The 17,624-nt window shown below is 58.5% G+C and carries 29 protein-coding genes; 28 read left to right on the top strand and 1 reads right to left on the bottom strand.

Annotation, left to right across the window (positions count from 1 at the left end):
- From rplD to rplQ, 26 genes are all read left to right on the top strand, one after another.
- Positions 1-609, top strand: coding sequence for a 50S ribosomal protein L4 (gene rplD / locus AC1RQI_RS00130; RefSeq protein WP_416633553.1), 609 nt, complete (start codon positions 1-3; stop codon positions 607-609).
- Positions 606-899, top strand: coding sequence for a 50S ribosomal protein L23 (gene rplW / locus AC1RQI_RS00135; protein WP_416633554.1), 294 nt, complete (start codon positions 606-608; stop codon positions 897-899). Before rplD ends, rplW begins: the two co-directional genes overlap by 4 nt.
- Before the next feature lie 17 nt (positions 900-916).
- Entirely contained in the window at positions 917-1,747 is an 831-nt protein-coding gene (rplB, locus tag AC1RQI_RS00140; protein WP_416633555.1) for a 50S ribosomal protein L2, read from the top strand.
- Between the two features lie 18 nt (positions 1,748-1,765).
- A complete protein-coding gene (gene rpsS / locus AC1RQI_RS00145; protein ID WP_077529285.1) occupies positions 1,766-2,044 on the top strand; it encodes a 30S ribosomal protein S19 in 279 nt (92 codons plus the stop codon).
- An 18-nt stretch (positions 2,045-2,062) separates the two neighbouring features.
- On the top strand, positions 2,063-2,395 hold the full coding sequence (rplV, locus tag AC1RQI_RS00150; RefSeq protein ID WP_416633556.1) for a 50S ribosomal protein L22: 333 nt from the start codon (positions 2,063-2,065) through the stop codon (positions 2,393-2,395).
- Positions 2,396-2,405: 10 nt separating this feature from the next.
- On the top strand, positions 2,406-3,092 hold the full coding sequence (gene rpsC, locus AC1RQI_RS00155) for a 30S ribosomal protein S3 (RefSeq protein ID WP_416633557.1): 687 nt from the start codon (positions 2,406-2,408) through the stop codon (positions 3,090-3,092).
- A 12-nt stretch (positions 3,093-3,104) separates the two neighbouring features.
- The gene (gene rplP / locus AC1RQI_RS00160) at positions 3,105-3,518 is read left to right on the top strand and encodes a 50S ribosomal protein L16 (RefSeq protein ID WP_349751562.1); all 414 of its coding nucleotides are present in this window, start codon (positions 3,105-3,107) and stop codon (positions 3,516-3,518) included.
- Entirely contained in the window at positions 3,518-3,709 is a 192-nt protein-coding gene (rpmC, locus tag AC1RQI_RS00165) for a 50S ribosomal protein L29 (protein WP_416633558.1), read from the top strand. The genes rplP and rpmC overlap by 1 nt, the downstream gene beginning before the upstream one ends.
- A gap of 1 nt (position 3,710) precedes the next feature.
- A complete protein-coding gene (rpsQ, locus tag AC1RQI_RS00170) occupies positions 3,711-3,977 on the top strand; it encodes a 30S ribosomal protein S17 (RefSeq protein ID WP_416633559.1) in 267 nt (88 codons plus the stop codon).
- 58 nt (positions 3,978-4,035) lie between these two features.
- Positions 4,036-4,404: a 50S ribosomal protein L14 gene (gene rplN, locus AC1RQI_RS00175; protein WP_077529279.1), complete on the top strand. Its 369-nt coding sequence runs from the start codon at positions 4,036-4,038 to the stop codon at positions 4,402-4,404.
- Between the two features lie 16 nt (positions 4,405-4,420).
- Positions 4,421-4,744 carry a 50S ribosomal protein L24 gene (gene rplX, locus AC1RQI_RS00180; protein WP_481903167.1) on the top strand — a complete coding sequence of 108 codons (324 nt, stop codon included), beginning with the start codon at positions 4,421-4,423 and terminating at the stop codon, positions 4,742-4,744.
- Positions 4,745-4,759: 15 nt separating this feature from the next.
- A complete protein-coding gene (rplE, locus tag AC1RQI_RS00185; protein ID WP_416633561.1) occupies positions 4,760-5,299 on the top strand; it encodes a 50S ribosomal protein L5 in 540 nt (179 codons plus the stop codon).
- Between the two features lie 9 nt (positions 5,300-5,308).
- Positions 5,309-5,614 carry a 30S ribosomal protein S14 gene (rpsN, locus tag AC1RQI_RS00190; RefSeq protein ID WP_416633562.1) on the top strand — a complete coding sequence of 102 codons (306 nt, stop codon included), beginning with the start codon at positions 5,309-5,311 and terminating at the stop codon, positions 5,612-5,614.
- Positions 5,615-5,679: 65 nt separating this feature from the next.
- Positions 5,680-6,072 (top strand): 30S ribosomal protein S8, encoded by a 393-nt coding sequence (rpsH, locus tag AC1RQI_RS00195; protein ID WP_416633563.1) that lies wholly within the window; start codon positions 5,680-5,682, stop codon positions 6,070-6,072.
- An 8-nt stretch (positions 6,073-6,080) separates the two neighbouring features.
- The gene (gene rplF / locus AC1RQI_RS00200; RefSeq protein ID WP_416633564.1) at positions 6,081-6,614 is read left to right on the top strand and encodes a 50S ribosomal protein L6; all 534 of its coding nucleotides are present in this window, start codon (positions 6,081-6,083) and stop codon (positions 6,612-6,614) included.
- Positions 6,615-6,623: 9 nt separating this feature from the next.
- On the top strand, positions 6,624-6,974 hold the full coding sequence (gene rplR / locus AC1RQI_RS00205; RefSeq protein WP_349751570.1) for a 50S ribosomal protein L18: 351 nt from the start codon (positions 6,624-6,626) through the stop codon (positions 6,972-6,974).
- A gap of 12 nt (positions 6,975-6,986) precedes the next feature.
- The gene (gene rpsE, locus AC1RQI_RS00210) at positions 6,987-7,487 is read left to right on the top strand and encodes a 30S ribosomal protein S5 (RefSeq protein ID WP_416633565.1); all 501 of its coding nucleotides are present in this window, start codon (positions 6,987-6,989) and stop codon (positions 7,485-7,487) included.
- A 4-nt stretch (positions 7,488-7,491) separates the two neighbouring features.
- Entirely contained in the window at positions 7,492-7,677 is a 186-nt protein-coding gene (gene rpmD / locus AC1RQI_RS00215; protein ID WP_416633566.1) for a 50S ribosomal protein L30, read from the top strand.
- Position 7,678: 1 nt separating this feature from the next.
- Positions 7,679-8,113, top strand: coding sequence for a 50S ribosomal protein L15 (gene rplO / locus AC1RQI_RS00220; protein WP_416633567.1), 435 nt, complete (start codon positions 7,679-7,681; stop codon positions 8,111-8,113).
- A gap of 12 nt (positions 8,114-8,125) precedes the next feature.
- A complete protein-coding gene (gene secY, locus AC1RQI_RS00225) occupies positions 8,126-9,454 on the top strand; it encodes a preprotein translocase subunit SecY (RefSeq protein ID WP_416633568.1) in 1,329 nt (442 codons plus the stop codon).
- A 16-nt stretch (positions 9,455-9,470) separates the two neighbouring features.
- Positions 9,471-9,584, top strand: coding sequence for a 50S ribosomal protein L36 (rpmJ, locus tag AC1RQI_RS00230; RefSeq protein ID WP_136550488.1), 114 nt, complete (start codon positions 9,471-9,473; stop codon positions 9,582-9,584).
- 107 nt (positions 9,585-9,691) lie between these two features.
- Complete coding sequence (gene rpsM / locus AC1RQI_RS00235; protein WP_416633569.1) at positions 9,692-10,048, top strand: 30S ribosomal protein S13; 357 nt, start codon at positions 9,692-9,694, stop codon at positions 10,046-10,048.
- A gap of 13 nt (positions 10,049-10,061) precedes the next feature.
- Positions 10,062-10,451, top strand: coding sequence for a 30S ribosomal protein S11 (gene rpsK / locus AC1RQI_RS00240; protein ID WP_416633570.1), 390 nt, complete (start codon positions 10,062-10,064; stop codon positions 10,449-10,451).
- Between the two features lie 18 nt (positions 10,452-10,469).
- Entirely contained in the window at positions 10,470-11,090 is a 621-nt protein-coding gene (rpsD, locus tag AC1RQI_RS00245) for a 30S ribosomal protein S4 (RefSeq protein ID WP_481903168.1), read from the top strand.
- A 24-nt stretch (positions 11,091-11,114) separates the two neighbouring features.
- Positions 11,115-12,116, top strand: a complete 1,002-nt coding sequence (locus AC1RQI_RS00250; RefSeq protein ID WP_416633572.1) for a DNA-directed RNA polymerase subunit alpha — start codon at positions 11,115-11,117, stop codon at positions 12,114-12,116.
- A 38-nt stretch (positions 12,117-12,154) separates the two neighbouring features.
- A complete protein-coding gene (gene rplQ / locus AC1RQI_RS00255; protein WP_416633573.1) occupies positions 12,155-12,556 on the top strand; it encodes a 50S ribosomal protein L17 in 402 nt (133 codons plus the stop codon).
- Between the two features lie 68 nt (positions 12,557-12,624).
- Here rplQ and uvrA read toward each other — a convergent pair whose 3' ends face one another.
- Complete coding sequence (gene uvrA / locus AC1RQI_RS00260) at positions 12,625-15,459, bottom strand: excinuclease ABC subunit UvrA (RefSeq protein WP_481903169.1); 2,835 nt, start codon at positions 15,457-15,459, stop codon at positions 12,625-12,627.
- Positions 15,460-15,592: 133 nt separating this feature from the next.
- On the opposite strand from uvrA, the gene AC1RQI_RS00265 reads away from it, so the two are divergent.
- Positions 15,593-16,954: an MFS transporter gene (locus AC1RQI_RS00265; RefSeq protein WP_481903170.1), complete on the top strand. Its 1,362-nt coding sequence runs from the start codon at positions 15,593-15,595 to the stop codon at positions 16,952-16,954.
- 70 nt (positions 16,955-17,024) lie between these two features.
- Positions 17,025-17,525 (top strand): single-stranded DNA-binding protein, encoded by a 501-nt coding sequence (gene ssb / locus AC1RQI_RS00270; RefSeq protein WP_416633576.1) that lies wholly within the window; start codon positions 17,025-17,027, stop codon positions 17,523-17,525.
- Positions 17,526-17,624: the final 99 nt, after the last annotated feature.

The following is a 17,624-nucleotide window of genomic DNA, read 5'->3' on the forward strand; positions in this document are numbered from 1 at the left end:
ATGGAACTGACAGTGACAGGAAGCGGTAACGGCGTTCAGGTATCGGATGCCGCTTTTGGTAAAGAATTCAATGAATCGCTGGTGCACCAGGTGGTGACCGCCTATCTCGCGGCCGGCCGCCAGGGGACCAGCAAACAGAAAACGCGCTCCGAAGTCAGCGGTGGTGGTAAGAAGCCCTGGCGCCAGAAGGGCACGGGCAGGGCCCGTGCCGGCACTATTCGAAGCCCGATCTGGCGTGCCGGTGGCACAACCTTTGCGGCGCGTCCCAGGGACTATTCCCAGAAGGTGAACAAGAAGATGTATCGGGGCGCGTTGCGCTCGATTCTCTCCGAGCTTGTGCGCCAGGAACGCCTTGTGGTTGTGGATGCCATTACGCCGGACGAGCCCCGCACCAAGGTTTTCAGTGCTAAGCTCAATGAGCTTGGTGTTCAGCAGGACGCACTGATTGTTTCCACCTCCGTGGAGCGCAATCTTGAGTTGGCGTCGCGCAATATTCCGAATGTTGCGGTCTCCGATGTCCGGGGCGTGGATCCGGTGAGTCTCGTAGCCCACAACCACGTCGTGGTTACTGTGGATGCGCTCAAGCAGTTTGAGGAGATGCTGGGATGAATCAGGAGCGAATTTATAAGGTTCTGCTCGGCCCGCTGGTCTCTGAGAAGGCCACCATGGTTGGCGATCAGGGCCAGGTCGTTTTCAAGGTTGCTCCTGATGCGACCAAGCCCGAGATCCGCAAGGCGGTAGAGCAGCTTTTCAATGTTGACGTCGTCAAGGTCCAGGTCAGCAATCGCAAGGGTAAGAATAAGCGCACCATCCATGGCGTGGGCAAGCGCGATGCGCTGCGTAAGGCGTACGTACGCCTGGCTGACGGTCAGGATATTGACTTCATGGACGTGGAATAAGTTGAGGGGTTACAGACATGTCGATTGATAAAACCAAGCCGACGTCACCCGGTCGTCGCCACCTCATCAAGGTCCGCAATCCTGACCTTCACAAGGGTGCGCCCTACGCCGCGCTGGTGACCAAGCTCAGCAAAACCGGCGGCCGCAACAATAACGGCCGGATTACGTCCCGGCACATCGGGGGTGGCCATAAGCGCCATTACCGTCATATTGATTTCAAGCGTAATAAGGATGGTATTCCCGGAGAAGTAGAGCGCCTGGAATACGATCCGAACCGTTCCGCTCATATTGCGCTGGTGAAGTACCAGGATGGGGAACGGCGTTACATTATCGCGCCCAAGGGGTTGAAACAGGGGGATCGGGTCCAATCCGGTTCGGATGCGCCGATACGGACAGGCAGCAGCCTGCCGCTGCGCAATATTCCCTTGGGCTCGGTGATCCATTGCGTTGAGATTAAGCCTGGTAAAGGGGCCCAGATCGCTCGCAGTGCCGGCGCGTCCGTGCAACTGGTGGCGCGTGAAGGCAACTACGCAACCATTCGGCTGCGTTCAGGCGAGATGCGCAAGGTTCCGGCTGGGAGTCGTGCCACGCTGGGGGAGGTATCCAACAGCGAGCACAGCCTCAAGCAGTCGGGCAAAGCGGGTGCAACACGTTGGCGTGGCAAGCGGCCAACAGTGCGCGGTGTTGCTATGAACCCAATTGACCATCCGCATGGCGGTGGTGAAGGGCGTACCTCTGGCGGGCGTCACCCAGTTACACCCTGGGGGATTCCCACCAAAGGACATAAGACTCGTAAGAACAAGCGTACTGACAAGATGATCGTACGTCGTCGTTCGGCCAAGAAATAACGTTTAGGGGAAGAAGCTGTGCCACGTTCTCTGAAGAAAGGTCCTTTTATAGACCTGCATCTGCTGAAGAAGGTTGAGGCAGCTCTGGAAAATAACAGCCGTAAGCCGATCAAGACCTGGTCGCGCCGCTCCACGGTGTTTCCGGAGATGGTAGGGCTGACCATTGCCGTTCATAACGGGCGTCAACACGTGCCGGTAATGATTACTGAGGAAATGGTTGGTCACAAACTGGGCGAGTTTGCCGCGACACGCACGTTCCGCGGGCATGCTGCCGACAAGAAAGCGAAAAAACGCTGATTCTGAGGGGATTTAACGATGGAAGTAGCGGCTAAAACCAAAGGCGCTCGACTCTCGGCTCAGAAAGCTCGTCTTGTCGCAGACTTGGTCCGTGGCAAGAGTGTCGAGGAAGCGCTGAATACACTGGCGTTCACACCGAAGAAAGCGGCCGGGATCATTCGCAAGACCCTCGAGTCTGCGATTGCCAACGCCGAGCATAACGAAGGCCTGGACGTGGATGAGTTGCGATTGGCAACCATCTGTGTGGACGAGGGGCCAACGCTGAAGCGCATCCAGGCACGGGCCAAGGGCCGTGCGGATCGGATCCTGAAGCGTACGTGCCACATCACCGTCAAGGTTTCGGACGAGTAGGAGATACCCGATGGGTCACAAAGTACATCCAACCGGTATCAGGCTTGGCGTTGTCAAGGAGCACAACTCGGTCTGGTACGCGGAGAAAGGGGCTTACGCCCAGAATCTGCTGAAAGACATTGAGGTTCGTGAGTTCCTCAACCGTCGGCTCGAGAAGGCTTCGGTCAGCCGGATTTTGATTGAACGCCCGGCGCAGAACGCTCGGATCACGATCCATACCGCTCGGCCCGGGATCGTGATTGGCAAGAAGGGCGAAGACGTTGACAAGCTCCGGAAAGAGCTGACGGATATGATGGGCGTGCCCGTGCACGTCAATATTGAAGAAATCCGCAAGCCCGATCTTGATGCGAAGCTGGCGGCTCAGAGTGTCGCGAACCAGCTGGAGCGGCGTGTGATGTTCCGGCGTGCCCTGAAGCGGGCCGTGCAGAACGCGATGCGCCAGGGCGCGAAAGGGATTCGGATTCAGGCCAGTGGGCGCCTTGGCGGCTCCGAGATTGCTCGTACCGAGTGGTACCGGGAAGGTCGTGTACCGCTGCACACGCTGCGTGCAGACATCGACTACGCGCACTACGAGGCCTACACCACCTACGGGATCATTGGCGTTAAAGTCTGGATCTTTAAGGGTGAAATCCTGGGTGGCCTGGAGCAGGTACGGGCTGAAAAAGAAGCCGCTGCTCAGAAGAAAGCTCAGAAGTAAGGGGGTCTCCAAATGCTGCAACCGAAACGAACGAAGTTCCGCAAGGTACAGAAAGGCCGCAACCGCGGCATGGCCAATACGGGTAACAAGGTCAGCTTTGGTGAGTATGGTCTCAAGGCTACGGGTCGCGGACGTGTTACGGCACGCCAGATTGAGGCGGCCCGGCGCACCATGACCCGCCGGATTAAGCGTGGCGGCAAGATCTGGATCCGAGTTTTCCCGGACAAGCCGATTACCGAAAAGCCCCTTGAAGTTCGTATGGGTAAGGGTAAGGGCGCCGTTGAGTACTGGGTTGCCGAAGTCCAGCCCGGGAAGATGCTGTATGAGATGGAAGGGGTCGCAGAAGACGTGGCGCGCGATGCGTTCAATCTGGCCGCGGCCAAGCTGCCGGTGCCGACCACCTTTGTGAACAGGACGGTGATGTGATGAAAGCGACAGAATTGCGTGACAAATCGGCAGAGGAACTGAATCAGGAGCTGATGCGGCTGCTGAAGGAGCAGTTCAATCTCCGGATGCGCAAGGCGACAGGTCAGCTGAATCAGTCTCACTTGCTGCGTCAGACCAAGCGCGATATTGCGCGCGTTAAAACCGTTATGACTGAGAAGGCAGGTGACTGATATGGCTAACGAAACAGGAAACACCAGGACGCTCAACGGCCATGTGGTCAGCAACAAGATGGAAAAAACCGTCGTTGTGAAGGTTGAGCGCCGCGAAAAGCATCCGCTCTACGGCAAGTACGTGAAGCGCTCGACGCGCATTAAAGCTCACGACGAAGACAACCAGTGCAGTGTTGGCGATTTTGTAACGATCGCCGAGAGTCGTCCGCTATCGCGGAACAAGGCCTGGACACTGGTCAACGTCGTTGAGCGCGCGTTGAAGGTGTGAGGCGCCAGGACACTGGTTCTTGTCGTAAAGACGAAGTGGTTTCTAGTGGAGACTAACCATGATTCAGACGCAAACCGTACTTGACGTAGCGGACAACAGTGGTGCTCGTCAGGTCATGTGTATCAAGGTCCTGGGGGGGTCGCACCGGCGCTATGCGAGGGTTGGCGATATCATCAAGGTATCCGTCAAGGAAGCGATTCCCAGGGGCCGTGTCAAGAAAGGCCAGGTGCTCAAGGCCGTTGTCGTGCGGACCAAGAGTGGTATCCGGCGCCAGGACGGATCCTTGATCCGCTTTGATGGCAACGCCGCGGTCCTGCTCAATCCGCAGGAAGCGCCGGTAGGCACCCGAATTTTTGGCCCGGTGACTCGCGAACTTCGGAATGAGAAATTCATGAAGATCATTTCGCTGGCACCCGAGGTTTTGTAGGAACGAGAGGCCGGTTATGAACAAAATCAAGCGAGATGACGAAGTGGTGGTCACCACTGGGAAAGACAAAAGCAAACGCGGTAAAGTGCTGCGTATTGTGGACGGTGGTGAGCGGGTCATTGTGGCAGGGATCAATATGGTCAAGAAGCACACCCGCCCCAATCCCATGATGGGAACCCAGGGTGGCATCACTGAAAAGGAAGCCCCGATTCATATTTCGAACGTGGCCATCTATAACCCGAAGCAGGATAAGGCTGATCGCGTCGGGTTTCAGGTGAAGGAAGACGGCACCAAGGTGCGGATCTTCCGGTCCACGCAAGAAGTGATCGATAACCAGTAAGCGGCGGTGGTTACGATGTCCAACATGAAAGACGTGTACAAAGAGCAGGTGATCCCGGCGCTGAACCAGCAGTTTGGGTATGCAAACCCGATGCAGGTTCCGCGGGTCGAAAAGATCACGCTGAACATGGGCGTTGGCGAGGCTGTAGGTGACAAGAAACAGCTGGACAACGCCGTCGCTGATCTGGAAATGCTGTCCGGGCAGAAGCCGGTGATCACCAAGGCGCGCAAATCCGTGGCCGGTTTCAAGATCCGGGAGGGTTTTCCGATCGGCTGCAAGGTGACCTTGCGCGGTGAACGGATGTGGGATTTCTTTGATCGCCTTGTGCAGATCGCTATCCCGCGCATTCGCGATTTCCGGGGGCTGAGTCCCAAATCGTTCGATGGCCGTGGCAACTACAGCATGGGCGTTCGGGAACAGATCATTTTCCCGGAAATTGAGTACGACAAGGTCGACAAGGTCCGTGGCCTCGACATCACCATCAGCACATCCGCTGAGACTGATGAAGAAGGGCGCGCGTTGCTGTCGGCATTCAATTTCCCGTTCAAACAGTAAGGATCGGAAATGGCAAAAGTCGGCATGAAACAGCGCGAGCGCAACCGGGAGCGCCTGGTCGCGAAGTACGCCGAGAAGCGTGAGCGCCTCAAAGCAATGACGAAGGACCCTAACCTGAGCGACGAAGAGCGCTGGGAAGCACAGGTGAAGCTCCAGAAGCTGCCGCGCAACTCAAGCCCGGTGCGTCTGCGTAACCGTTGCCAGGTAACAGGGCGTCCGCACGGTGTCCTCAGGAAATTCCAGCTTTCACGTATCAAGTTGCGTGAAACCGGAATGCGCGGGGAGGTTCCGGGGCTGCGCAAAGCCAGCTGGTAAGCCCGCGCGTTGGTAAGCAACAGCGTTGTTGCTGCACAACTGAAACGATCAGGAGTCTCATACGAATGAGCATGCAAGATCCGTTGGCGGACATGTTCACGCGCATCCGTAACGGCCAGATGGCCGAGAAGGTGAGTGTGGAGATGCCGTCTTCCAAGATGAAACAGTCCGTTGCCCGCGTCCTTCGCGACGAAGGGTTTATTGAGGACTTCAGCGTTGAGGGCGATAAAAAGCCCCGGCTGACTGTCAGCCTGCGTTATTTCGAAGGCAAGCCCGTCATCGAGAGCATCCAGCGGGCAAGTCGCCCCGGTCTGCGTCAGTATCGTGGTAATGGCGAGCTCCCACGTGTTGCCAATGGCCTCGGGGTCGCGATTGTATCCACGTCGCAGGGCGTGATGACCGACAGCGCCGCCCGGAAGGCCGGCATTGGTGGCGAAATAATCTGCACCGTATTCTAGGAGGAGTCATGTCCAGGGTTGCGAGTAATCCTGTCGTGCTGCCATCCGGTGTCGAGGTGAAGTTCAACGGTCAGAACGTTGAAGTGTCGGGTGCCAAAGGCACTCTGAACCACAGCATTCACCCGAATGTCGAAGTGACGCAGGACGACGAGAAGCTGCGGTTCGCGCCGCGTAACAATGCGAAAAAGAGCCGGGCTCTGGCCGGTACCACGCGGGCACTCCTGAACAATATGGTGATTGGTGTGTCCAGCGGTTTTGAGCGCAAGCTCGAAATCAATGGCGTTGGCTATCGGGCCGAAGCTCAGGGTGACAGCGTGAATCTGACGCTTGGCTTCAGCCATCCGGTGCACTATAAGCTGCCGGAAGGCGTTACTGCCGAGTCCCCGAAGCCGACCGAACTGGTGCTTAAGGGTATCGATAAGCAGAGTGTCGGCCAGGCAGCAGCAGACATCAGGGCTTTCCGTCCGCCTGAACCCTATAAGGGCAAAGGGGTCCGCTACGCGGATGAAACGGTAAGGCGTAAAGAGGCCAAGAAGAAATAAGGCAGACAGATGAGCGCGAAGAAAGAATCCAGATTGCGTCGCGCACGGAAAGTGCGCATCAAGATCCGGGAACGCGGCTCCAACCGCCTCTGCGTCCACCGCACACCGCGTCATATGTATGCTCAGGTGACGACGGCGGATGGCAGTCAGGTGTTGGCGGCCGCCTCCACACTGGACAAAGAGTTGCGCCAGGGTGCAACCGGAAACGTCGAAGCCGCGCGTCAGGTTGGCGAAATGATCGCGGAAAGGGCGAAGAACGCGGGTATCGAAACGGTTGCATTCGACCGGTCCGGTTATCGCTACCACGGTCGCGTCAAGGCGCTTGCTGATGCGGCGCGTGAAGCCGGCCTGCAATTCTAAGAGGTGGAGAAGATGAGCGAGAATGAACAGAACCAGCCTGAGCTTCAGGAGAAGCTGGTGCAGGTCAATCGGGTGGCCAAAGTAGTGAAAGGTGGTCGCCTTTTCGGTTTCACCGCCCTGACAGTTGTAGGGGACGGGAACGGCCGGGTTGGCTATGGCCGTGGCAAGGCGCGTGAGGTGCCAGTTGCGATCCAGAAGGCCATGGACTCCGCGCGCAAGAACATGGTGTCCGTGCCGTTGAATGGGCCCACGCTGCAGTACCCGGTCAAGGCCAATCATGGCGCTTCCAGGGTGTTCATGCAGCCCGCTTCTGAAGGTACCGGCATCATCGCCGGCGGCGCGATGCGCGCCGTACTGGAAGTCGCTGGCGTGCACAACGTCCTGGCAAAGTGTTATGGGTCGACCAACCCGATCAACGTGGTTCGTGCTACCGTTGAGGGGCTGAAGGCCATGCGGTCTCCGGAAGAAGTGGCGGCCAAGCGTGGCAAAACCGTGGAAGAGATCCTGGATTGACGTTATGGCTAACAAGACGATCAAGGTCACACTGACCCGCAGCCCCATCGGCGCACAGAAGAATCATCGCTTGTGTGTCCGTGGTCTGGGTCTGCGCCGTCTCCACCACACGGTGGAAGTAGAGGACACGCCCGCGATTCGCGGGATGATCAACCGTGTCAATTACATGGTTCGGGTAGAGGAACAGTAAGATGCAACTGAATGAACTCCGTCCCGGCGAAGGCTCCAAGGCAGACCGTAAGCGTGTCGGTCGTGGCATCGGCAGCGGTCTGGGCAAGACCGGTGGTCGTGGCCATGCTGGCCAGAAATCCCGGTCCGGCGGCAGCATCCGCCCCGGTTTTGAGGGTGGTCAGCAGCCCATGGCTGGGCGTCTGCCGAAGTTCGGTTTCACATCCCGTCAGCAGCGCTGGGAGGCGGAAATCCGTCTGCACGAGCTGGCAAAGGTTGATGGGGATGTTGCGGATCTGGACGCACTGAAGAAGGCGGACGTAGTCCGGCATGACGTGCGCGAGGCGAAGGTGATCGCTTCCGGTAAGCTGTCCCGCGCTGTCACTGTGAAAGGCTTGCGGGTGACAAAAGGTGCTCGTGAAGCGATTGCTGCCGCAGGCGGTAAAGTCGAAGACTGAATCGAGGGCTAAATGGCTAAACAGGGACCGGCATCCGCCAAGGGACAGGGCCTTTCGGAGCTCTACTCCAGGCTCAAGTTCGTTGTGATCGCAATCCTGGTTTACCGGATCGGCGCGCACATCCCGGTTCCGGGCATCAACCCGGATCGGTTGGCGGCACTGTTTGAACAGCAGCAGGGTACCATCCTCGGCATGTTCAACATGTTTTCGGGGGGTGCGCTTGAACGCATGAGTATCCTGGCTCTGGGCATTATGCCTTATATCTCAGCCGCGATTATCATGCAGCTCATGACAGCGGTGAGTCCGCAGCTGGAACAGCTCAAGAAGGAAGGCGAGTCCGGGCGCAAGAAGATCAGTCAGTACACCCGATACGGGACCGTAGGGCTGGCTTTCGTGCAGGGGCTGGGCATTTCCGTGGGGCTCGCGTCCCAGGGGGTGACTTTCTCCACCGGCCTTGATTTCTATTTCGTGGCAGTTGTCTCCTTCGTCTGCGGCGCCGTGTTCCTGATGTGGCTTGGGGAGCAGATCACCGAGCGGGGCATCGGCAATGGCATCTCACTGCTGATCTTCTCGGGCATCGTTGCTGGTCTTCCGGGTGCCATTGGGCAGACACTGGAGCAAGCGCGCAGTGGCGAAATGAGCCTTCTGTTGGTATTCGGCGTTGGCATTATGGCCATTGCCGTTATCGGGTTCATTGTTTTCATGGAGCGCGGGCAGCGCCGGATAACGGTGAATTACGCGAAGCGCCAGCAGGGTCGTCGGGTTTATGCCCAGCAGCAGAGCCACCTGCCGTTGAAGGTCAATATGGCCGGTGTGATTCCTGCGATTTTCGCGTCGTCGATTCTGTTGTTCCCGGCGTCGCTGGGGCAGTGGTTCGGGCAATCGGAAGGTATGGAATGGCTCGGTGAGCTGTCCCAGATCCTCGGGCCGAACCAGCCGCTGTACATCCTGTTGTTTGCAGCCGCAGTGATTTTCTTCTGCTTCTTCTACACAGCATTGATGTACAACCCCAGGGAAGTAGCGGACAACCTCAAGAAGTCGGGTGCCTTCATCCCGGGAATCCGGCCTGGTGAGCAGACTGCGAAGTATATTGACGGTGTGCTGACCCGGTTGACGATCTTTGGGGCGCTGTACATCGCAGCGGTGTCCATCATGCCCCAGTTTCTGACGGTATTCGGTAACGTGCCGTTCTACCTCGGGGGCACGTCACTGCTGATTGTTGTGGTGGTGGTCATGGATTTCATGTCACAGGTTCAGTCGCATCTGATGTCGCACCAGTATGAATCCGTGATGAAGAAGTCCAACCTCAAGAATTACGGACGCAGCGGCATGTTCCGCTGATTAACGGGAGACTGAAATGAAAGTACGTGCATCGGTAAAAAAGATCTGCCGAAACTGCAAAATCATTCGTCGCAATGGCTCAGTCCGGGTCATTTGCACCGAGCCCCGTCACAAGCAGCGCCAGGGTTGAGGCGGCTTTAGGGGCGGTTGTTGATATCTGCCGATTCAGGCGCTATCATTCCGCACCTTTTGTGACGGTAACGTAAACAGCAAAGCTTTGAATGCGGAGTGAAGTGAATGGCACGTATAGCCGGTGTCAACATACCCTTGAATAAACATGCCGCGGTTTCGTTGACCTATATCTTCGGGATCGGCCATACCACGGCAGGTCAGCTTTGCGACGCAACAGGCATCCCCCGCAACACCAAGGTTGCCGAACTGACCGATGAACAGGTGGATAACCTGCGCTCGGAAGTCGGCAAGCTGTCTGTCGAGGGTGACCTGCGTCGTGAGGTTCAGATGAACATCAAGCGGTTGCGGGATCTGGGCTGCTACCGCGGCCTGCGGCATCGTCATGGTCTGCCGGTTCGTGGTCAACGGACCAAGACCAATGCGCGGACCCGTAAGGGACCCCGTAAACCGATTCGTAAATAACAGGTAGGTAAAAATGGCAAAGCCAGGTACACGTACCCGTAAAAAGGTGAAAAAGTCAGTTGTTGACGGCATGGCGCACATTCACGCGTCGTTCAACAACACCATCGTGACCCTGTCCGACCGCCAGGGCAACGTCCTTTCCTGGGCGACTGCTGGTGGCTCCGGATTCCGCGGTTCACGAAAGAGTACACCTTTTGCTGCGCAGGTAGCAGCTGAAAGGGCCGGTAACGCGGCCGCTGAATACGGTCTTAAAAACCTGGACGTAATGGTCAAGGGTCCCGGACCCGGCCGGGAGTCTGCAGTGCGCGCTCTCAATGCGGTAGGTTTCAAGATCACCAACATCGAGGACGCGACACCCATCCCGCACAATGGCTGTCGTCCGCCGAAAAAGCGCCGCGTGTAATCAAGGAGACAGCGATTTATGGCACGTTACATTGGTCCGAAATGTAAACTGTCTCGCCGCGAGGGGACAGATCTTTTCCTGAAGAGCGGGGTCCGGGCGCTTGAGAGCAAGTGCAATGTCGATCAGGCGCCGGGTCAGCATGGCGCACGGCGTACCCGTGTTTCCGAATACGGGACCCAGCTTCGGGAGAAACAAAAAGTGCGCCGTATGTACGGTGTACTCGAGAAGCAATTCCGGAACTATTATCAGGAAGCAGCTCGTCGCAAGGGTTCAACCGGCGAAAACCTGCTTCAGCTGCTGGAATGCCGCTTGGATAACGTCGTTTATCGGATGGGCTTTGGCGCTACGCGTGCCGAAGCACGGCAACTGGTTTCCCATAAGGCGCTGCAGGTGAATGGCCGCACCGTCAATGTGGCGTCCTACCAGGTGCAGCCGGGCGATGAAATCCGCGTACGTGAGAAAGCGCAGAACCAGCTCCGTATCCGCAATGCGTTGGACTTGGCGAACAGCCGTGCCTCGATCGAGTGGGTCGACGTTGACGCCAACAAGCTCGTGGGGACCTTCCGTTCCCGTCCGGAGCGCAGCGACATGTCTGCGGACATCAACGAGAGCTTGATCGTCGAGCTTTACTCCAAGTAACGCATAGCGAAATAGGGGCGTCCAATGCAGCGTTCAGCTACCGAATTTCTGACTCCTCGCAGTATCAACGTTGAGGAGCAGACCCAAACCCACGCCCGCGTGGTTCTGGAGCCTCTGGAACGAGGCTTCGGCCACACGCTGGGTAATGCTCTGCGGCGCATTCTGCTGTCCTCCATGCCCGGCAGCGCGGTAACAGAAGCGCAGATCGATGGAGTGCTGCACGAGTACAGTGCGATTGAGGGGGTCCAGGAGGACGTCATTGAGATCCTTCTCAACCTTAAGGGGCTGGCCGTCAAGCTCAATGGTCGCGATCAGGCTGAGCTCTCTCTCTATAAGAATGAAGAGGGGCCGGTAACCGCAGCGGATATCCAGCTTGACCATGACGTTGAGATTGTTAATCCGGAGCTGGTGATCTGCCACCTGTCTCAGGGTGGCGAGCTCAATATGAAGCTTACGGTGAATGCCGGTCGTGGGTATGAGCCGGCGGATCAGCGCGAGCAGGATGAGGAAAGCCGGGCGATTGGTCGGCTTCAGATTGATGCGACCTTCAGCCCCATCCGGCGTGTGTCCTATATGGTTGAAAGTGCCCGTGTTGAACAGCGGACCGACCTGGACAAGCTGATCATCGACCTGGATACCAATGGCACCATTGATCCGGAAGAAGCGATCCGGCGTGCCGCCACAATCCTGCAGCAACAGCTGGCGGTTTTTGTGGATCTGGATCAGGAGAAAGAACCGGAGGAGTCGCAGGACGAAGAGGAAGTGGACCCGATTCTGCTGCGTCCGGTTGATGATCTTGAGCTGACCGTTCGCTCGGCCAACTGCCTGAAGGCGGAGAACATCTACTACATTGGCGATCTGATCCAGCGCACGGAAGTGGAACTGCTGAAGACGCCCAATCTCGGCAAGAAATCGCTGACCGAGATCAAGGACGTGCTGGCCTCCCGTGGCCTGTCGTTGGGTATGCGGCTTGAAAACTGGCCGCCGGCGAGCCTGCGCGGTGATGACCGGGTCCTTGGTGGCTGATCGCTGTATCGCTGATTTTGATTTAAGGAATTAGAGCAATGCGTCATCGTAAGAATGGTCGTAAATTAAACCGCAACAGTTCGCACCGGAAGGCCATGTATCGGAACATGACCGCGTCGCTGGTCGAACATGAGCTGATCAAGACGACGCTGCCGAAGGCGAAGGAGCTTCGCCAGGTGGCAGAGCCTCTGATTACGCTCGCCAAGGAGGACTCGGTTGCGAACCGTCGTCAGGCTTTCGCTCGCCTGCGTAATGACGAGGCCGTGACCAAGCTGTTTGAAGAGCTGGGCCCCCGGTTTGAAAATCGTCCCGGTGGTTATCTTCGGATTCTCAAGTGCGGCCTGAGGGCCGGTGACAATGCGCCCATGGCCTATGTGGAGGTCATTGGTCGTCCGGTCGTCGAGTACGTGGAAGACGATGAGGATGATGACGAGGACTGAGTCCCGCATGCTGGCCTGATTACCAGGCAGCACCTGAGAGAAGAGCCGGACCCTGGGGTCCGGCTTTTTTATGCGTTGGCGATCCCCAGAATGGGAGCTAGGTATTGGCCGGTGTGGGAGTCTCTGACGGTCGCTACAGTTTCCGGTAGGCCCTGGGCAACAAGACGGCCGCCGCCATCGCCCCCTTCCGGGCCCAGGTCAACGAGCCAATCGGCGGTTTTGATCACATCGATATTGTGTTCGATCACGATGACCGTGTTGCCATGGTCTCGTAAGGCATGGAGTACATCCAGAAGTTGCTGGATATCCTGGAAGTGCAGGCCGGTCGTTGGCTCGTCCAGGATATAGAGGGTGTTGCCGGTATCCCGCTTGGAGAGCTCCCGGGCCAGTTTGACGCGCTGCGCCTCGCCGCCCGATAGGGTAACCGCGTTCTGGCCGAGTTTGACGTAGGAGAGGCCCACCTCCATGAGGGTTTGGAGCCGGCGGGCCAGGAAGGGGACCGAGTCGAAGAAATCGCGGGCCTCTTCAATGGTCATGGAAAGCACATCGTGAATGGTCTTTCCCTTATAGGTAATCTCAAGGGTTTCGCGGTTGTAACGCTGACCCTGACAGACATCGCAGGGAACATAGATGTCGGGTAGAAAGTGCATTTCCACCTTGATCTCGCCGTCGCCCTGGCAGGCTTCGCAGCGCCCCCCTTTAACGTTGAAGCTGAACCGTCCGGGTTTATAACCACGGGATCGAGCCTCTTGGGTGCCTGCAAACAACTCGCGGATGGGGGTGAACAGGCCGGTATAGGTGGCTGGGTTGGATCGTGGTGTGCGGCCGATCGGGCTCTGGTCGATATCAATAACGCGATCAAGCGCGTCCAGCCCCTCTATGGCATCGTGGGGTTCCGGGGGCAAGCTTGTGGCATTGTTGAGCTGACGCGCGGCGGCAGGATAGAGGGTGCTGTTAATGAGGGTGGACTTGCCGGAACCTGAAACCCCGGTCACGCAGGTCATCAGGCCAATGGGAATGCTCACCTGGTCGCCTTGTAGGTTATGCCCCGTGGCGCCTTTCAGGGTAATCCAGCGATCCCCTGGGCTGTGGCGTGGTTCCGGGATCGGTATCCGGCGCTGACCGGTGAGGTATTGGCCAGTGATCGACTCAGGCTCGGCGGCGATGGCCTCGGCCGTGCCCTCGGCGATGATCCGGCCTCCGTGAATACCCGCGCCCGGGCCGATGTCCACGATGTGGTCCGCAGCGCGGATGGCGTCCTCGTCGTGTTCCACCACGATGACGGTGTTGCCCATGTCGCGCAGTCGCTTGAGGGTGTTGAGAAGCCGGTCGTTGTCCCGCTGGTGGAGCCCGATTGAGGGTTCATCGAGTATGTACATCACCCCAACCAGTCCCGCTCCGATCTGGCTGGCCAGGCGGATTCGTTGGGCTTCGCCGCCAGACAGTGTGTCGGCGCTGCGTTCCAGGGTCAGGTAACTCAGGCCGACGTCGACGAGGAACTCCAGGCGCTTGCGGATTTCGTTGAGAATGGTCTCGGCAATCTGTCCACGCCAGCCCGGCAGCGTGATGGCGTGGGCGCTTTCCAGGGCGTGGGCGATCGAAAGGCGGGCCATGGCCGGCAGGGTCCAGTCCCCGATGAATACGTGCCGGGCTACCTCATTGAGGCGTGATCCGTGGCAATCGGGGCAGGGTCTGGAGTTGAGGGAGCGAGCCATTTCATCCCGTACCGTCTGGGAATCGGTCTCACGATAACGCCGTTCCAGGTTGGGGATAACGCCTTCAAAGGGGTGGTCACGGTCTACCGCCTCTCCCCGGGAGTTCACGTAGCGGAAAGTGATCGGCTCCTCCCCGGTTCCGTGAAGCACAATGCGCTGGAACCAATCCGGAAGCTGTTCCCAGGGCGTATCCAGGTCGCAGCCGTAATGGCTTGCTACACTTTCCAGCATCTGGAAGTAGTAAACCGAGCGCCGATCCCAGCCCCGGATCGCCCCTTCCGCCAGGGTGAGCTCGGGGTTGCGGATCAAACGCTCTGGATCGAAGAACTGGTCCAGCCCGAGCCCGTCGCAAGTGGGGCAGGCGCCCGCTGGGTTGTTGAAGGAGAAGGTTCGGGGTTCGGGGGCGCTGATCGAATAACGGCACTGTGGGCAGGCGTGACGAGCGGAGAATACCAGTTCCGAGGGACCGTCGTCGTCCATAGACGCAACGCGTGCAGCATCATCCGCCAGGCCCAGCGCGGTCTCGAAGGATTCGGCAAGGCGCTGCTGCAGGCCCTCGCGAATCCGGAACCGGTCCACGACCACCTCAATGCTGTGCTTGCGTTTCGGGTCCAGCGACGGCAGGTTATCGATGTCGTACACATGGCCATCAATACGCAGCCGGATGAAGCCCTGGCTGCGCATCTCGTCCAAGACCTGCAGGTGTTCGCCCTTACGCTCGCTGATCAACGGTGCGAGGATCATCATGCGGCTGCCTTCCGGCAGGGTCAGGACCTGGTCAACCATCTGGCTCACCGTCTGGGCCGCCAGCGGTTCATCGTGCACTGGGCAGCGCGGTTCGCCGGCACGCGCAAACAGCAGTCGCAGGTAGTCGTGGATTTCCGTAATGGTTCCCACCGTGGAGCGCGGGTTGTGGGAGGTGGACTTCTGCTCAATCGATATCGCCGGAGAGAGGCCCTCGATATGGTCCACATCCGGCTTCTCCATCATGGACAGGAACTGGCGTGCGTAGGTGGAGAGCGATTCCACGTACCGCCGCTGCCCCTCTGCGTAGAGCGTGTCGAACGCCAGTGAGGATTTTCCGGAGCCAGAGAGCCCCGTGACCACCACCAGCTCGTTTCTGGGAATATCAAGGTCCACCGACGCCAGATTGTGGGTGCGAGCACCCCGGATTCGGATGTGGTTCATGCTGCTCCATGGTCTGGGCAAAACGATCATTATAGGGCTTACGGGTACGCCGTTATAGATGGATTGTTCATGGGTCCATGAGCTGCCCGGCGACGCTGTGCTAAGATGGCACCGCTTTTGCGGAGGGGCCTGAATGAACGCCACTGAAAAACGAGCCATAACCGCGCTGGCAATGGTCTACGGCTCCCGTATGCTGGGGCTGTTCATGATCCTGCCGGTATTTGTGCTGCTCGGGCGGGATCTGCAGGGTGCCACCCCAGCGCTGTTGGGTGTGGCGTTGGGCGCCTATGGGCTGTCCCAGGCACTGCTGCAGATCCCGTTCGGCATGCTGTCTGATCGTTTCGGGCGCAAGCCTCTGATCCAGCTGGGGCTGCTGTTGTTTGCAGCCGGGAGCCTTCTGGCGGGCTGGTCGGACTCCATCCACGGGGTGATTGCCGGACGCATCCTCCAGGGATCGGGCGCTATTGCGAGTGTGCTCATGGCCCTGGCCAGTGACCTGACCCGGGAAGAGAACCGAACCAAGGGCATGGCAACCATCGGCCTGTCCATTGGGCTGGCTTTTGCGCTGTCACTGGTGTTGGGGCCGATGGTGGGGGAAGCCTATGGTCTCACCGGGATATTCCTGCTGACAGCGGTGCTGGCCGGCATCGGTATGGTGCTTGTAGCGACCATTGTGCCGAGCCCCGAGATCCGCTCCCATCAGCCGGATGCGCTGCCAGCCCGGGATCAGCTCCGCCAGGTACTGACATCGGGGCGGCTGCTGCGCCTGGATGCAGGCATCTTTGTGCTGCACATGGCGCTGACCGCCATCTTCCTGATTGTGCCACTGACGCTGGAAGACCTGGGGCTGGCGACAAGTCAGCACTGGTGGGTCTACCTGTCAGTCATGGGGACAGGCTTTGTGGCTATGTTGCCGTTGCTGATCATTGGTGAGAAAAAGCGTCGCCTCAAACAGGTGATGTCGGTGGCGGTGGCTTTGCTGGGTGTGGCCGTGGCTCTGATGGGCGTTGGTTGGCAGCGGGTGGCCGGGTTCTGGGCGGTGCTGTTCATTTTCTTCATGGGCTTTAATCTGCTTGAGGCCCTTCTGCCGTCGTTGATCAGCAAGGAAGCCCCGGCAGCGGGTAAGGGCTCGGCCATGGGGGTTTATTCCACCAGCCAGTTCATGGGCTCGTTTGTGGGCGGTACGCTAGGGGGCTGGCTCTCTGGTTTCGCTGGTGCCAGCGGTGTTATTGTTCTCGTCCTGCTGGCCGTTGCCGTTTGGCTGCTTCTGGTTCTCACCATGGCGCCGCCCCGTTACGCCACCAGTCTGGCGCTTCGGCTCAACGAGCAGCATCAGCAAGATCCGCGGGCCATGCGGGAAGCGTTTATGGCGATACCCGGCGTGGACGATGCCGTCGTACTGGCCGCCAGCAGCGAGGCCTGGCTCAAGGTGGATCGCCAGTACTTCAGTGAAGAGGCCCTGTGGCGTTTGCCTTTTGTGGCGCGACAGGCCTGACAAGGGAAGCCACGGGACGGTTCCCGTAAACGCATAACAGCGAATAACGAGAAAGGAACAGGAGCGGAACATGGCGAGAGGCGTAAACAAGGTCATTCTGATCGGCAACCTGGGAGCGGACCCTGAAACGCGGTATACCGCCAACGGTAACCCGGTAACCAATCTCCGGCTGGCGACGGACGAGAGCTACAAGGACCGCAACACTGGGCAGATGGTGCCAAAAACGGAATGGCACCGGATCGTCATGTTCGGCAAGATTGCGGAGATTGCGGGCCAGTACCTGCGCAAGGGCTCCAAGGTCTACATTGAAGGCAAGCTCCAGACCAACAAATGGCAGGATCAGAACGGTCAGGACCGCTATACCACCGAGATCATTGTCGACATCAACGGCCAGATGCAGATGCTGGACAGCCGTAGTGGCGACAATGCCGGCATGGGTGGTGGCGCCCCTGCTGCTGCCCAGGGAAACGCGCCCCAGGGGGGCGGTTATGCGCCCCAGGGAGGCGACCAGAGTCAGGGCACTGGCATGCCCGATCCGGTTGATGACTTTGATGACGATATCCCCTTCTAGGAGGGGGTTCCGTGGGTGAGTGTCAGCATTTTGTCAAAACTGACCGATAGATGGCTGAACAGCGTGAATCTGTTTGAGTCCTGAACTATAATCCGGGCA

The sequence above is a fragment of the Salicola sp. AFF1 genome (genome assembly GCF_056783195.1).

What these genes read in the sequence shown, in the direction of transcription:
- rpsN (WP_416633562.1), top strand. Translation starts at nt 5,309, where the DNA reads ATGGCAAAAGTCGGCATGAAACAGCGCGAGCGCAACCGGGAGCGCCTG.
- rpsK (WP_416633570.1), top strand. Translation starts at nt 10,062, where the DNA reads ATGGCAAAGCCAGGTACACGTACCCGTAAAAAGGTGAAAAAGTCAGTT.
- rplE (WP_416633561.1), top strand. Translation starts at nt 4,760, where the DNA reads ATGTCCAACATGAAAGACGTGTACAAAGAGCAGGTGATCCCGGCGCTG.
- rplR (WP_349751570.1), top strand. Translation starts at nt 6,624, where the DNA reads ATGAGCGCGAAGAAAGAATCCAGATTGCGTCGCGCACGGAAAGTGCGC.
- rplD (WP_416633553.1), top strand. Translation starts at nt 1, where the DNA reads ATGGAACTGACAGTGACAGGAAGCGGTAACGGCGTTCAGGTATCGGAT.
- rpsM (WP_416633569.1), top strand. Translation starts at nt 9,692, where the DNA reads ATGGCACGTATAGCCGGTGTCAACATACCCTTGAATAAACATGCCGCG.
- rplB (WP_416633555.1), top strand. Translation starts at nt 917, where the DNA reads ATGTCGATTGATAAAACCAAGCCGACGTCACCCGGTCGTCGCCACCTC.
- rpsD (WP_481903168.1), top strand. Translation starts at nt 10,470, where the DNA reads ATGGCACGTTACATTGGTCCGAAATGTAAACTGTCTCGCCGCGAGGGG.
- rpsE (WP_416633565.1), top strand. Translation starts at nt 6,987, where the DNA reads ATGAGCGAGAATGAACAGAACCAGCCTGAGCTTCAGGAGAAGCTGGTG.
- secY (WP_416633568.1), top strand. Translation starts at nt 8,126, where the DNA reads ATGGCTAAACAGGGACCGGCATCCGCCAAGGGACAGGGCCTTTCGGAG.
- rpsC (WP_416633557.1), top strand. Translation starts at nt 2,406, where the DNA reads ATGGGTCACAAAGTACATCCAACCGGTATCAGGCTTGGCGTTGTCAAG.
- ssb (WP_416633576.1), top strand. Translation starts at nt 17,025, where the DNA reads ATGGCGAGAGGCGTAAACAAGGTCATTCTGATCGGCAACCTGGGAGCG.
- rplX (WP_481903167.1), top strand. Translation starts at nt 4,421, where the DNA reads ATGAACAAAATCAAGCGAGATGACGAAGTGGTGGTCACCACTGGGAAA.
- rplV (WP_416633556.1), top strand. Translation starts at nt 2,063, where the DNA reads ATGGAAGTAGCGGCTAAAACCAAAGGCGCTCGACTCTCGGCTCAGAAA.
- AC1RQI_RS00265 (WP_481903170.1), top strand. Translation starts at nt 15,593, where the DNA reads ATGAACGCCACTGAAAAACGAGCCATAACCGCGCTGGCAATGGTCTAC.
- rplQ (WP_416633573.1), top strand. Translation starts at nt 12,155, where the DNA reads ATGCGTCATCGTAAGAATGGTCGTAAATTAAACCGCAACAGTTCGCAC.
- rplO (WP_416633567.1), top strand. Translation starts at nt 7,679, where the DNA reads ATGCAACTGAATGAACTCCGTCCCGGCGAAGGCTCCAAGGCAGACCGT.
- AC1RQI_RS00250 (WP_416633572.1), top strand. Translation starts at nt 11,115, where the DNA reads ATGCAGCGTTCAGCTACCGAATTTCTGACTCCTCGCAGTATCAACGTT.
- rpsH (WP_416633563.1), top strand. Translation starts at nt 5,680, where the DNA reads ATGAGCATGCAAGATCCGTTGGCGGACATGTTCACGCGCATCCGTAAC.
- rplP (WP_349751562.1), top strand. Translation starts at nt 3,105, where the DNA reads ATGCTGCAACCGAAACGAACGAAGTTCCGCAAGGTACAGAAAGGCCGC.
- rplN (WP_077529279.1), top strand. Translation starts at nt 4,036, where the DNA reads ATGATTCAGACGCAAACCGTACTTGACGTAGCGGACAACAGTGGTGCT.
- rplW (WP_416633554.1), top strand. Translation starts at nt 606, where the DNA reads ATGAATCAGGAGCGAATTTATAAGGTTCTGCTCGGCCCGCTGGTCTCT.
- rpmD (WP_416633566.1), top strand. Translation starts at nt 7,492, where the DNA reads ATGGCTAACAAGACGATCAAGGTCACACTGACCCGCAGCCCCATCGGC.
- rpmJ (WP_136550488.1), top strand. Translation starts at nt 9,471, where the DNA reads ATGAAAGTACGTGCATCGGTAAAAAAGATCTGCCGAAACTGCAAAATC.
- uvrA (WP_481903169.1), bottom strand. Translation starts at nt 15,459, where the DNA reads ATGAACCACATCCGAATCCGGGGTGCTCGCACCCACAATCTGGCGTCG.
- rpsQ (WP_416633559.1), top strand. Translation starts at nt 3,711, where the DNA reads ATGGCTAACGAAACAGGAAACACCAGGACGCTCAACGGCCATGTGGTC.
- rpmC (WP_416633558.1), top strand. Translation starts at nt 3,518, where the DNA reads ATGAAAGCGACAGAATTGCGTGACAAATCGGCAGAGGAACTGAATCAG.
- rplF (WP_416633564.1), top strand. Translation starts at nt 6,081, where the DNA reads ATGTCCAGGGTTGCGAGTAATCCTGTCGTGCTGCCATCCGGTGTCGAG.